Source organism: Acidipila rosea (assembly GCF_004339725.1).
GTDB lineage: Bacteria > Acidobacteriota > Terriglobia > Terriglobales > Acidobacteriaceae > Acidipila > Acidipila rosea.
On the sequence record NZ_SMGK01000002.1, the window covers coordinates 542,046 to 555,079 of the forward strand.

Consider the following 13,034-nt stretch of genomic DNA (forward strand, 5'->3'; position numbering starts at 1 on the left):
TTTACTCATCTCCCTCCAGCGAAAGGCCGTAGGCGTCGCGGTTTTCGAGCGCGATGCGTACCAGCTGGCTGCGGCTGCGCACACCTGTCTTGGAGAAGAGCTGCTGCAGCACGGCCTTGACGTATCCCTCGGAGATGCCGAGGCGTGCGCCGATCTCCTTATTGGTAAGCCCCTCGAAGACGGCGCTCAGCACGGCGCGTTCGCGCGCTGTGAACAGCTCGCGCGTGCGCACCTTCTGCTGACTGGCTTTGGCTGCGGAGACGAGCGCCTGCACGGCGCCGGGATCGAGCCATGTTTCTCCAGCCGCGACAGTGCGGATAGCCTGCAAGAGATCGGCCGGAGAGCTGTGCTTGAGAAAGATGCCGGCAGCGCCCCGGTCAAGCGCGCGAAGGGTATCGCTGTCGCTCATGCCGGCGGTGACGAAGAGAATCCGGGTCGCGGGATAGAGTCGGCGAGCCTCCTCAAGAAAGACCATACCGCTCTCATCGCCGAGGTCATAGTCGAGCAGGACAATGTCGGCAGGCGAGGTCTTCATGGCCGAAATGGCATCGCGGGCATTCGCAAATTCGCCCGCGAGAGCGAGGTCCTGCTCGGCGGACAGCAGCCTGCTCAGCCCCTCGCGAAAGAGGCTGTGGTCGTCAACCAGCAGCAGCTTGAGATTGTTCGTCATAAATATCATTTTCGCTGGAGGGGGCACGCGCGAGCTCCACTACAAAGGCTGCACCCGCAGTGTCCTGGGGCAGGGCGAGATAGTGCAGATCTCCGCGAAAGGAGCGCATGAGAGCTCGCGACAGATAGAGGCCGAGGCCAGTGGCCTTGGAGTTGGGCTGAAAAGGCCGGAAGAGCAGGTCAGGCGAACTCACGCCGGAGCCGTTGTCGATAATCGAGATGAGAACTCGATGCGCTTCGATCTCCGCCCGGATCGAGATCCGAGGCTGCGGCTGCGCATGGAGGGCACGCTCGCTGTTCTTCACCAGATTGAGAAAGACCTGCATCAGGCTCTGGCGATCGGCCCAGACAGCCGGCAGGCCGACGGGAATCTCCCATCGCATTACAACCTCTGCATCAAGGAGCGCTGGTTCAATGACGATCCGCAGCTCCTCAAGGAACGACTGGAGATCGACGCTCACCGCCATGTCGGCGGTCTGCCGCAGCTCCATGGAGGCTATCCGCTCCAGCGCGAGCACCAGCGTGCCGAGCGCCTCAAAGTCGCGGTTCTCGATGAGGTGTTCGCAGCGCAGCAGATTCTGATGCACGACAGCGATGGCTCCGCAGATGTTCCGAATCTCGTGAGAGATAGCGCCGACGAGAATGCGCGAGCCAGAGAGCAGCTGGTGCAGGCCCATCTCCTCGCGGTCGCGCAGGTTCTCTGAAGCATCGACGACCATCGCGGCAAGACGCGGACCTACGCTGGTCTGATAGGTGGAGAACCAGACATCCGCCAGAAAGATGCTGCCATTGGCGCGATGCCCCTTGCACTGCATGACCGTGCGGAAGAGCCGCTTGCCCGCAGCCAGCGCAGGGACCGAGGCAAGCGCAGGAAGATAGTGGTGAATCTGCTCTCCGGCAAAGGCTCCCGCTGCGGTAAGAAAGAGCGGCTCAGCCGCATCATTGGCCTTCAGAATGCGGCCCTCGCCATCGGCGGTGAAGATGGCGACGGGGCTGCTCCTGATCAGGTTTTCGAGCTGTTCCTCTACGCCGCGACGTGCGTTTATCTCGGTCTCAAGCTGGTCGAGATGAACCGCGGAAAGACGCCTGCGAGAAGCAATCTCATGCACGAAGAGGCCGAAGCCCGCGAAGGCGGCGAAGTAGAGAACATCCCTCGGAATGCCTGAAGCAGGTGTCCAGCCAAAGCTGTCAAAGGCCTCAGTCAATGCTGTCGAGAGAGCCGCAAGCAGCACGATGGGCGCCGGCCCAAATGTGCCCGCCGCCACCAGCATCGGCAGCAGATAAAGGAAGCCAAGCGGGACATCGGCATCGACTCTCCAGTCTGCAAAGGCGATGAGGGCCATCATCAGCACAACCTGAGCGAGCAGAGCTGCGCGCCTCCTGCTGCCTGGAAAAGGCAGAGCGCGGAAGACGTGATGGCGCATGAAGTTCACTGACAAACAAAGCTAGCACTTCGATGGCTTGTGCAGCTCACTGTGACCGAAAGATAGGGGTTCCGCTGCCCGGAAGATAAGGCGATGCCCACTGAAGATACGGCTGCGGCGGCCCTGGCACTGAATAGACTCAAGAGGTATCGCCTCATATTTTACAGATTCGTATTTTTCTCTTTAGACGAAACTTACAAGGGCAGCGTTAAGTTCATGATGATGAGTCGCATCTATTCCATGCTGTCTGCCATCTCTCTTGGCGCTCTGCTGCTGGCCGGATGCGCCAGCGAGCACCATGACCCGGCCGCTGAGGCGCCTCCTAAAGCGACGGTGCTGACGAAAGCGGACATGAACCTGGTCCACGTCGACCACCCGGACCAGTTTCCTCTGGTGACGGCAGAGGCCCATCAGGCTCAGTCGACCCTTAACGTAACGGGGACGGTCAACGCCGATGTATCGAAGACTATTCCGGTAATTTCGATCGCGAATGGTCGCGTCGTCTCAATCCGCACGCGGCTGGGCGACTACGTAAAAAAAGGCGAACTGCTGATGCAGGTGCAGAGCACGGACATCTCCGGCGCCTTTGACCAGTACCTCAAAGCGCGCAACGATGAGCGGCTGGCGAAGGTGCAGCTGGACCGGGCCAAGCTGCTCTACGACAAGGGAGCGATCTCCCACGGGCAGCTGGAGATGGCGCAGAACAGCGAGGCCGATGCAGCTGCAGACCTGACTGCTGCCGAGGAGCAGCTGCGCGTTTTAGGCGTCAACAAGGACAACCCCTCGGCGCTCGTCAATATCTATTCGCCTGCTACGGGCGTCATTATCGCGCAGAATGTGACGGAAGCCGCAGCCGCCGGCACAAGCCTCGCCGGTTCGCCGAATCTGTTCACCATCGCCGACCTTTCGCATGTGTGGGTGATCTGCGATGTATATGAAAACGACCTTGCGACGGTGCACCTGGGCGAGACTGCAAACATCCGCCTGAATGCTTATCCGAACCGCGTGCTCACCGGAACGATCAGCGACATCGGAGCTGTGCTTGACCCGGCTCTTCATACCGGCAAAGTACGCATCCAGGTGGAGAATCCCAATCACCTGATGCGCGTCGGCATGTTTGCTACGGCTACCTTTCACGGACGAAAGCTGGAGGCTCATGCTGTGGTCCCCGCGTCGGCGGTGCTCCACCTGCATGATCGCGACTGGGTTTATCTGCCTGCCGGGGCGGGTGAGTTCAAGCGCATCAGCGTTGAAGCCGGCGACATGCTGCCGGGCCAGCAGCAGGAGATTCTCTCCGGCCTGGAGCCGGGCCAGCAGGTTGTTGCCAACGCGCTCTCCATGCAGAGCACGGTGGAGCTGCAATGATCGGTAGCGGCCAATGATCAGACAGCTCGTCGACTTTGCACTAAAGAACCGCTGGATCATCCTGGGCGGAGCCCTGCTGCTCTTCGCGTGGGGAATCATCTCGTTCCACAACCTGCCGATCGAAGCCTATCCAGATGTAGCGAATAACTACGTGCAGATCATCACGCAGTGGCCGGGACGCGCTGCGGAAGAGATTGAACAGCAGGTCACGGTCCCCATCGAGATTCAGATGGCGGGCATCCCGCACCTTCAGCATCTGCGCTCGACTTCGCTTGCGGGGCTGTCAAGCGTGATGCTCATCTTCGACGATGGCTCGACCAATGACTGGAACCGCGAGCATGTGCTGGAGCGGCTCTCACAGGTCACGCTCCCGGCAGGACTGCAGCCGCAGATGGGCACTGACTTCAGCCCCGTGGGACAGATCTACTGGTACACGCTGGAGAGTACGAACCCGGCTTATGACGTGATGGCGCTCAAGTCGCTGCAGGACTGGACACTCGAAAAGCAATTCAAATCGGTGCCCGGGGTTGTGGATGTATCGAGCTTCGGCGGAATCACGAAGGAGTACCAGGTCCGTCTCGATCCGGACAAGCTTGTCACCTATGGACTCAGCATCGGACAGGTGGAGCAGCAACTCGCGGCGAACAACACCAATGCAGGCGGCAGCTTCATCGAGGCGGGACAGCAGCAGATCAATGTGCGCGAGGTGGGGCTCTACACCAGTGTCCAGGATATAGAGAACACAGTGCTGAAGGCGCAGAACGGCACACCGCTGCGTGTGCGCGATATCGCTACTGTGGTGCAGGGGCCGAAGATTCGACTGGGGCAGATCGGCAAAGCGATCCATCGTGTCGATGGCAAGATCGTCGATGAACCGGACACGGTCGAGGGCATCGTCCTGCTGCAGAAGGGCGACGACTCCGACCCGGTGCTCACGGCGATCCATGCGAAGACGAAAGAGCTGAATGAGCACATCCTGCCGCGCGGCGTGAAGGTAGTTCCCTTCCTCGACCGCGCAGACCTGGTGCACTTCACCACGCACACGGTGCTTCATAATCTGACCGAGGGCATACTCCTCGTCTCAATCATCCTCTTCCTCTTCCTGGGAAATCTGCGCGGCGCGCTGATCGTTGCGCTCACGATTCCCTTCTCACTGCTCTTTGCCTCGATCTGCCTCGATCTCCGGCACATTCCTGCAAACCTGCTCTCGCTGGGTGCGCTCGATTTCGGCATGGTGGTCGATGGCTCGGTGGTGATGGTCGAGAATATCGTGCGGCACCTCAACCGGCGCGGGGCACAGCGCAAGTCCCCGTGGGAGCAGATACGGGAAGCAGCCCATGAGGTGCAGCGCCCGGTCTTCTACGCGATTGGAATCATCATCACCGCCTATCTGCCAATCTTTACGCTGCAGGCAGTCGAGGGACGGCTCTTCAGGCCGATGGCGTGGACGGTGGCCTTTGCTTTGCTGGGGGCGCTGATCTTCTCCATGCTGATTGCACCGGTGTTGTCCCTGTTTCTCTTCAAGCGCGGCGCGCATGAGTGGGAGAACCCGGTGATGACCTTCATCACCGTGCGCTATCGCAGCGCTGTGGGCTGGACGATCCGTCATCGCTGGACTACGGTTCTCACGGTCGGCGCCGCCTTCTGCATTGCGATGTATCTCGCTCTTGGCGGCGCAGTCGGTTCCGAATTTCTGCCTCATCTGGATGAAGGCGCGATCTGGGTTCGCGGCACGCTGGCGCCCAGCACCGGCCCCACAGAGAGCATGAACTTCGTCAACCAGGCGAGGGTCATTCTTGCATCCTTCCCTGAAGTAAAGGATGTTGTGAGCCAGACGGGGCGGCCCGACGACGGCACCGATACCACCGGATTCTTCGATACGGAATACTTCGTCGATCTGCTGCCGAAGGAGCAGTGGCGGCCTGTCTTCCATGAGAACAAGGATGAAGTGATCGCCGCGATGGATCGTGCGCTGTCGCATCTGCCGGGCGTCATCTGGAACTTTTCGCAGCCCATCTCCGACAACATGGAAGAGGCGGTCAGCGGCGTAAAGGGCGAACTCGCGGTGAAGGTCTACGGCGACGACCTGAAGACGCTTGAGGCCAAGGGCAACCAGATTGTAGACATCATGAGCCATATCCGCGGCGTGCAGGACCTTGGGCTCTTTCGCGTGATCGGCCAGCCGAACCTGAACTTCACCGTAGATCGCAAAGCTGCCGCGCGCTACGGCATCAACGTGGCCGACGTGCAGGATGCCATCCAGACCGCGGTGGGCGGCAGCGCGCTGACGCAGGTGCTGGACGGAGAAGCCCGCTATGACGTGACTCTGCGCTATCAGCCGCACTATCGCGATACGAAAGAAGCGATCGAAAATATTCGACTGCTTGCGCCGAGCGGCGAGCGGGTTTCCCTGGCGCAGCTGACTAAAGTACAGACCCTCGATGGGGCGGAAGAGATCTATCGCGAGGAGGGCCAGCGCTATGTCGCCATCAAGTACAGCGTGCGCGGGCGCGACCTGGGGAGCACGGTCGAGGAGGCCATCGCCAAGGTCAACAAGCAGGTAGAGTTGCCGCCCGGCTACCATATCGACTGGGCCGGGGAATACGAGAGTCAGAAGCGCGCCGACAAGCGGCTGCTGATCGTTCTGCCGGTCACGCTGCTGGTCATCTTCCTGATCCTCTATACGATGTTCAAGTCAGGCAAGTGGGCGGTGCTGATCCTCGCGAATGTAATGCTCGCGCCGATCGGCGGCATTCTCGCGCTGCTGATTACACACACAAACTTCAGCGTATCGTCGGGCGTCGGCTTCCTCGCGCTGTTTGGCGTTTCCGTGCAGACCGGCGTCATCATGCTTGAGTACATCAACCAGCTGCGGGCACGGGGCAACAGCATTGAAGAATCCGCGACGGAGGGCGCAGTGCTGCGTCTGCGCCCCATCATGATGACCATGCTGGTCGCGACACTCGGCCTGCTGCCTGCGGCAACCTCGCACGGTATCGGCTCTGACTCGCAGCGCCCCTTCGCTATCGTGATCGTCGGCGGACTGCTCGCGGCACTGGTGATGAGCGTTTTCCTGCTGCCAACACTCTACGTGTGGATCGCGCGCGACCAGGACATTCTTCCCACGCCGGAGCTTGAGTTTGAAAACTGAGGTTGCGATGAAGAAGACCACTCTATGTTCGGCGGTACTGCTGCTTGGTTCGTTGCTGCAGCCCGGGTTCGCGCAGACGCAACCTGCTGCTCCGCTGACGATGCAGCAGGCCGTCGCTGAGGCCATCGCGCATAACCCCTCGCTGATGGCTTATCAGCAGAATCTGCTCTCGCAGCGCGGACAGGAAGTGCAGGCCGGAGTTCGCGCAAATCCCTACTTCACTCTCTATGGAACGGATGTAACGCTGCCTGCGCAGGGCGCCTCCAATCCCTACACCTATAGCGCGCAGGTTTCGCGCCTCTTTGAGCGCGGGGAGAAGCGCAAGTGGCGGCTGGAGAGTGCGCGCGACACGATGGCGCAGACGGAGGCGCAGTACCGCGACCAGAGGCGGCTGCTCACTCTTGATGTCCGCCAGGCCTTCACCAGCATGCTGGTGGCGAAGGCCGCGCTCAAACTGGCGCAGGACAATTTGAACGATTTTCGGCGGGAGTTGGATATCAGCCGCGATCGCTACAAGGCCGGCGATATCGGCAAGCTCGATTTCGAGCGGCTTGACCTGCAACTGGCGCAGTTTGAGAGCGACGAAGCGAATGCAAGGCAGTCCGTGGCGCAGGCGGCAGATCAGCTGCAGACCCTGCTCGGCTATGACCGTCCGCGTGCAGGCTTCGACATTGCGGGAGAGGTCGTTCCGCCCGTGGTGAAGCAGGCGCTGCCATCGCTGGAGCAGCAGGCGCTCGCCTCGCGCCCGGACTACCAGGCCGCGCAGCAGGCCGTGCGTGTGGCGGATGCCGGGGTGAAGCTGGCGTACGCCAACGGCACCACCGACCCGACACTCGAGGGCGAATACGATCGCAGCGGCACCTACAACTCGGCAGGCTTCAGCATCAACATTCCGCTGCGCATCTTTGACCGCAACCAGGGCAACAAGGAGACAAGCAAGTACGCGGCCCAGTCGAGCCGCTTTGCGGAGATCGCCGCGCGCAACCAGGTGGTCTCCGATGTGGACCAGGCGTGGATCGGCTACACCACATCGAAGGAGCTCTCCGACCGGTACAACGGCCACTATCTCGACGAAGCGAAAGATGTGCTCTCCATCGCCCAGTTTGCTTACGAACACGGCGGGCTGGCGCTGGTCGACTACCTCGATGCGCTCCGCGAAAATCGCTCGACCGCGGCGGACGCGCTGAATGCTTACGCGCAGACATGGCTGGCGATTCATCAGCTGAGCTACTCCGCGGCAACCGATGTGGAGCCGTGACGTTACACTGTGAAGTGAGCCTTCTTCGCATCGCCGCCATCAACTTCCTGAATCCCGCGCCGCTGATGTGGGACTTTGAGCATGAGCCAGTGCAGCGCGAGCTGAATACGCGCTACGCGATCAACTACACCTCGCCTGCGCTCTGCGCCGAACGGCTGCGCGAGGGCTCGGCAGACATTGGCCTGATTCCGGTCGCAGCCTATGCGATGGATCCTTCCCTGGCAATCGTTCCCGGCTGCACAATTGCATCGCTCGATCACATCCGGTCGATTCTGCTGGTGGTGCGCTGCTCGGATGGCCCAGAGGCTGCGCGGACAGTTGCGCTCGACACATCCTCGCGCACCTCGGCAACCTATACGAAGATTCTCTTCCGCAAATACTGGAACCCGCAGGCGGAGTTCCTTCCGCACGCGCCGAACCTTGAAGAGATGCTCGCCCGTGCCGACGCCGCGCTGCTGATCGGAGATCCGGCCCTCTACGCGCTCGCGGATCGTGAGGCGCGACAGCAGCGGACAGGGGAATGTCTCCACTATCTGGACCTTGGCCATGAATGGCGTTCGCGCACCGGTCTGCCGTGGGTTTCGGCATTCTGGGGCGTGCGCACCGAGGCGCTCGCGGGAAAGAGCACTGCTCTGCTTGTAGACGACTTTCAGCAGTCGCGCGACCATGGACTGGCCCATATTCCAGAGCTGGTCGCGGAGTGGTCGGCGAAGATGTCGCTGCCCGCGGCTGTGGTCGAAGAGTACCTTACGCGGAATATCCACTACGTACTCGACGACCCTTGCCTTGCGGGTCTGGAGCTTTTCTACCGCTACGCCGCGGAGTGTTCGGCGCTGCCGGTGACGCCTTCGCTCAGGCTTTTATGATCAGGGCGAGACGCAACCCTCACTTTCTGCGTCTTAACCTTCGTGATGCCAGCCGCCGCTGCCCATAAGCAACATTCCGTCATGCCGCACTGGCTGATCCAGACAGGAGCGCTCGGCGTCTTTGTCGTGGCACTGCTCGACTCATCCATCATTCCGCTGCCTATCCCCGGCAGCACCGATCTGCTGATCCTGCTGCTGGTGGCGCATCAGGCCAATCCGTGGCTGCTGCTGCTGGCCGCTGTCAGCGGAAGCGTGATCGGCGGCTACCTGACCTGGGGCGCGGGAAAAAAGGGCGGCGAAGCGCTGCTGGAGAAGTATGTACCGGCGCGGGTGCTCTCACCAATCAAGCGCTGGATGAAAAACGGCGGCATTGCCAGCATTGTCATCGCAGCCCTGCTGCCGCCCCCGATTCCCCTGCTTCCCTTCCTGCTGGCTGCAGGCGCGCTGGGCATGTCGCGGAAGAAGTTCGTGCTGTCCTTCGCGTTCGCGCGGATGGCCCGCTATGGAGCTGTTACCTGGCTGGCCGTGCGCTATGGCCGACCCATCATCCACCGATGGGAACAGTACCTGGCGGGCTGGTCCGACGTGGTGCTGTGGAGTTTCATCGCCCTGCTTGCGGGAGGCGCGCTGTTTGGCTTCTGGAAGTACCGGCACGAGCAGAATAAAAGCCGGACGGAAGAAAACGCGGCCCACGCCTCCGGCTAGAGAGACGTGGGCCCGATGTTTAGATCTCCCAGCGGAGCAAGGAAGCGCCGACCGTAAAGCCAGCCCCTACGCTTGCCAACAGGATGAGACTGCCCTTCTGCAGGCAGCCGCGCTCGCGCGCCGTGCCGATGGCGAGAGGAATCGTCGCGGCAGTCGTGTTGCCGTAGCGGTCGATATTGATGATGACCTTCTCGAGCGGCAGCCCCAGACGCTCCGCCGTGGAGAGGATGATGCGCTTGTTGGCCTGATGAGGGATAAAGCAGCTGAGGTCACCCACGCCGATCGCATTGCGCTTCAGGATGGTCTCCGTCACCTCGGACATCTTGCGCACGGCAAACTTGTAGACCGCCTGTCCGTCCTGGTGAACGTAGTGCATCTTGTTGGCAACGGTCTCCGCAGTGGGAGGATGCAGGCTGCCTCCAGCGGGCATCTTCAGGGCATTTCCGCCTGATCCGTCAATCTCGTGCACATAGTCGATCATGCCGACTTCGCCCTCGGCCGCCGGCTCCAGCAGCACTGCGCCCGCGCCATCGCCAAAGAGCACGCAGGTGGTGCGATCGGTGTAGTCGAGGATCGACGACATGGTGTCTGCGCCGATGACCAGCACCTTCTTGTGCGCGCCGGACTCGATGAGCTTTGCTCCTACCTGCAGCGCGTAGACGAAGCCCGAACAGGCGGCGGAAAGATCGAAGCCCCATGCGCCCTTCGCGCCCAGCTTGTCCTGCACCAGGCAGGCCGTTGCCGGAAAGAGCATGTCCGGCGTGACGGTGGCGACAATGATCGCCTCAACCTCAGTCGCATCGATGCCGCGCTCGGCGAGGCACCTGCGCGCCGCTTCAACTGCCATGTCGCTGGTGGCCAGGCCCGGCTCAAGGATGTGGCGTTCGCGAATTCCTACGCGGCTGTAGATCCATTCATCCGAGGTGTCGACCATCCTTTCCAGGTCGGCATTCGTGAGAACCCGTGGCGGAACATACGTCCCAAGGGCACTTATCTTTGCGCGGCACGACGTCCGCGGACGCAGTTCGAGGGTCAATGGCTTTCTCCATCTTGAGTCAATAGCTTACTTCCACTTTTCATTCGCAAAATGAAACTCTATTCTCTCCAAGCGAGTGGAGGAATGTCCAGAATGTGAAAGGTGAGAAATATCAGGAGGGGTTATGTACCGGGTGACCTACTGCGCACACACTGGCCCGTTGCCGTTGCTTCCTTCCGGACCTGGCGGGGTTGGCGGGATTGTGTCGCGTAGGACCCGGCACACGTCTCATCATACAACACGATGGACGGATGGCTAAAGGCCACCCACTGAGCGCGATGCGTGAGCCGAGACGGAGCGTATCTGCATGAGGCGGACCAACGCAATCTTCTCCGGTCGCCCTTCCGTTAAAATAGTGAAGTGAACCCGCCATCCGCTTCCGAGAGCACCGCAGCCGTGCTCGAAACACCAGCAAGACCTAAACGCATCGGCTTCGTCAGTCTCGGATGCCCGAAAAACCTTGTCGACAGCGAAGTCATGATGGGGCTGCTGGCCCATGCAGGCGCGGAGCTGACTACATCGCCCGAGTCCGCCGATGTGCTGGTCGTCAATACCTGCTCCTTCATCGACTCCGCCAAGCAGGAATCGGTTGACACGATTCTTGAAATGGCGCGGCACAAAGTCACCGGACACGCGCAGAAGCTGATCGTCGCCGGGTGCCTGGTGGAACGCTATCGCGATGAGATCCGCAAAAACATTCCCGAAGTAGACGCAGTTGTCGGCACAGGCGAACTCGAAAGCATCCTCGCCGCTGCGGGGCTCGATACTCCCGCGCCCGCGACTGAGACAGCTTCACCCTTCAACATCCTCTCCGGTGTCGCCGCACGCGCCGAGGGAGACCTGCGCGAGTCACAGGGCCGCTTCTCGCGCACCGAGTGGGACGGCGCAGTGCCTGCGCTGCCGCAGTACCTCTACGACCACACGACGCCGCGGCTGCTCGCCACGGGCAAGTCGTCCGCCTATATCAAAATCGCCGAGGGCTGTGACCATCCGTGCAGCTTCTGCGTCATTCCGAATCTTCGCGGCAAGTTCCGGTCGCGCCGCTTCGAGTCCGTCGTCTCGGAGGCCGAGGCGCTGGTAGCGCGCGGCGTCCGCGAGATTACGCTGGTCGGCCAGGACACGACCTGCTACGGCGAAGACTTCGGCCTCAAGGATGGACTCGCGCAACTGCTGGATCGCCTCGCGCGAATCGAGGGGCTTGTGTGGCTGCGCTTCCTCTACGCCTATCCGAACAAGATTACCGGGCGGCTGCTCGAGGTCATCGCAACCCATGCGAATATCTGCAAGTATCTCGACGTTCCCCTGCAGCACGCGTCACCCAATGTGCTCAAGCGCATGAAGCGCGGGGCGAGCGCCGATATTTTCCTGAAAACCATCGAGAAGGTCCGCGCCGCGGTGCCGGGCATTGCGCTGCGCACCTCGTTCATCGCCGGATTTCCCGGCGAGACGGAGGCCGACTTCAACATCCTCGCCGACTTCGTTCGCGAGGCGAAGTTCGACTGGCTGGGCGTCTTCGGCTATTCCGATGAAGACGGCTCGCAGGCTTTCTCGCTCGATGAAAAAGTACCTCAGCGCACCATCGAAGCCCGCAAGCGCAAACTGATGAAGCTGCAGCAGGGGCTCAGCAAAAATGCCAAGTCGGCGTGGGTGGGCCGCACGCTGAACGTTCTTGTCGAGGGTGAATCGGAAGAGACGCCGTTGCTGTGGGAGGGCCGCACGGAGTTCCATGCGCCTGAGATCGACGGCAAGGTTTACATCAACGACTTCGGCCCCCATGAAGCCCTGGAAGCGGGCCGCTTCTACAGCTGTGAAATCACCGAAGCGCATGACTACGACGTGGTCGCGCGCATCCTCTAGGACTATGGCAACCAAGAAAACAATCCTGCGCTGCCCGACCTGCCGGGCCGTGGTGACTACCAAAGACACCGACTTCCCTTTCTGCAGCGACCACTGCCGTCAGATCGATCTGGGGAAATGGGCGAGCGGAGCCTATCGTATCTCCTCCCCGATTCTCGACCCTGAGGTGCTCGAAGGTCTGGACTCCACCCAGCGCCCAGGCAATGACGATGAGTGAGCCCGCGGCCCGGACAGGCTGGGCGTGGGCCGTCTCCACCTTCTTCGGGGTTGGGCGGATCAAGCCGGGGCCCGGGACGTGGGGATCGGTCGCAGCAGCCGTCCTGTGGTTTGCCGTTGCGCGGCTAACGCACCCGTCACCGCTGCTGCTGCACGCGGCGACCGCAGCCGCTGCCCTGGCCGCCCTGGCGATCGGCATCCCTGCCGCCTCAGTGGTTGAACGCGAGTACGGCCGCGAAGATCCGCAGTTTGTGGTCATCGATGAGGTCGCGGGACAGCTCACGGCGCTGGTCTTCTGCCCGCCGACGGCCATCTATGCCCTGCTGGCGCTGCTGCTCTTCAGAATTTTTGATATTACGAAGCCGTGGCCTGCCCGCCAGCTGGAAAATCTACACGGCGGCTCCGGCATCATGATGGACGACATGGCTGCCGGCATGTATGCACTACTGGTTTTCGCTTTGATACACCACTGGCGGTAGCATGGGGC

The 13,034-nt window shown here is 61.3% G+C and carries 11 protein-coding genes and 1 other RNA gene; 8 read left to right on the plus strand and 4 right to left on the minus strand.

All coding sequences use genetic code 11. The annotated features are described in order from the left end of the window. Position 1 precedes the first annotated feature (1 nt). Both C7378_RS07345 and C7378_RS07350 read right to left on the minus strand, forming a co-directional pair. The gene (locus C7378_RS07345; protein WP_165876699.1) at positions 2 to 670 is read right to left on the minus strand and encodes a response regulator; all 669 of its coding nucleotides are present in this window, start codon (positions 668 to 670) and stop codon (positions 2 to 4) included. Beyond that, positions 639 to 2,102 (minus strand): ATP-binding protein, encoded by a 1,464-nt coding sequence (locus tag C7378_RS07350; RefSeq protein ID WP_243648171.1) that lies wholly within the window; start codon positions 2,100 to 2,102, stop codon positions 639 to 641. Before C7378_RS07350 ends, C7378_RS07345 begins: the two co-directional genes overlap by 32 nt. A 207-nt stretch (positions 2,103 to 2,309) precedes the next feature. On the opposite strand from C7378_RS07350, the gene C7378_RS07355 reads away from it, so the two are divergent. The 5 genes from C7378_RS07355 (at position 2,310) to C7378_RS07375 (ending at position 9,438) form a co-directional block, all read left to right on the plus strand. Next, positions 2,310 to 3,458 carry an efflux RND transporter periplasmic adaptor subunit gene (locus tag C7378_RS07355; protein ID WP_243648127.1) on the plus strand — a complete coding sequence of 383 codons (1,149 nt, stop codon included), beginning with the start codon at positions 2,310 to 2,312 and terminating at the stop codon, positions 3,456 to 3,458. Between the two features lie 13 nt (positions 3,459 to 3,471). Then, positions 3,472 to 6,609, plus strand: coding sequence for an efflux RND transporter permease subunit (locus C7378_RS07360; RefSeq protein WP_131994097.1), 3,138 nt, complete (start codon positions 3,472 to 3,474; stop codon positions 6,607 to 6,609). A gap of 7 nt (positions 6,610 to 6,616) precedes the next feature. Then, positions 6,617 to 7,867, plus strand: a complete 1,251-nt coding sequence (locus tag C7378_RS07365) for a TolC family protein (RefSeq protein ID WP_131994100.1) — start codon at positions 6,617 to 6,619, stop codon at positions 7,865 to 7,867. Further along, positions 7,864 to 8,733: a menaquinone biosynthetic enzyme MqnA/MqnD family protein gene (locus C7378_RS07370; protein ID WP_243648128.1), complete on the plus strand. Its 870-nt coding sequence runs from the start codon at positions 7,864 to 7,866 to the stop codon at positions 8,731 to 8,733. The genes C7378_RS07365 and C7378_RS07370 overlap by 4 nt, the downstream gene beginning before the upstream one ends. An 81-nt stretch (positions 8,734 to 8,814) precedes the next feature. Next, complete coding sequence (locus C7378_RS07375) at positions 8,815 to 9,438, plus strand: YqaA family protein (RefSeq protein WP_165876700.1); 624 nt, start codon at positions 8,815 to 8,817, stop codon at positions 9,436 to 9,438. Positions 9,439 to 9,457: 19 nt separating this feature from the next. Here C7378_RS07375 and C7378_RS07380 read toward each other — a convergent pair whose 3' ends face one another. Further along, entirely contained in the window at positions 9,458 to 10,474 is a 1,017-nt protein-coding gene (locus C7378_RS07380) for a beta-ketoacyl-ACP synthase III (protein ID WP_131994109.1), read from the minus strand. 124 nt (positions 10,475 to 10,598) lie between these two features. Next, an RNA gene (ffs, locus tag C7378_RS07385) (signal recognition particle sRNA small type) lies at positions 10,599 to 10,696 on the minus strand. A 138-nt stretch (positions 10,697 to 10,834) separates the two neighbouring features. Between ffs and rimO the strand changes: the two genes are divergently transcribed. From rimO to C7378_RS07400, 3 genes are read left to right on the plus strand one after another with little or no spacing between them, the layout of a single operon-like run. Further along, a complete protein-coding gene (gene rimO / locus C7378_RS07390) occupies positions 10,835 to 12,331 on the plus strand; it encodes a 30S ribosomal protein S12 methylthiotransferase RimO (protein WP_131994112.1) in 1,497 nt (498 codons plus the stop codon). 4 nt (positions 12,332 to 12,335) lie between these two features. Then, positions 12,336 to 12,548, plus strand: coding sequence for a DNA gyrase inhibitor YacG (locus tag C7378_RS07395; protein ID WP_131994115.1), 213 nt, complete (start codon positions 12,336 to 12,338; stop codon positions 12,546 to 12,548). After that, the gene (locus C7378_RS07400; protein ID WP_341539131.1) at positions 12,541 to 13,026 is read left to right on the plus strand and encodes a phosphatidylglycerophosphatase A family protein; all 486 of its coding nucleotides are present in this window, start codon (positions 12,541 to 12,543) and stop codon (positions 13,024 to 13,026) included. Before C7378_RS07395 ends, C7378_RS07400 begins: the two co-directional genes overlap by 8 nt. Positions 13,027 to 13,034: the final 8 nt, after the last annotated feature.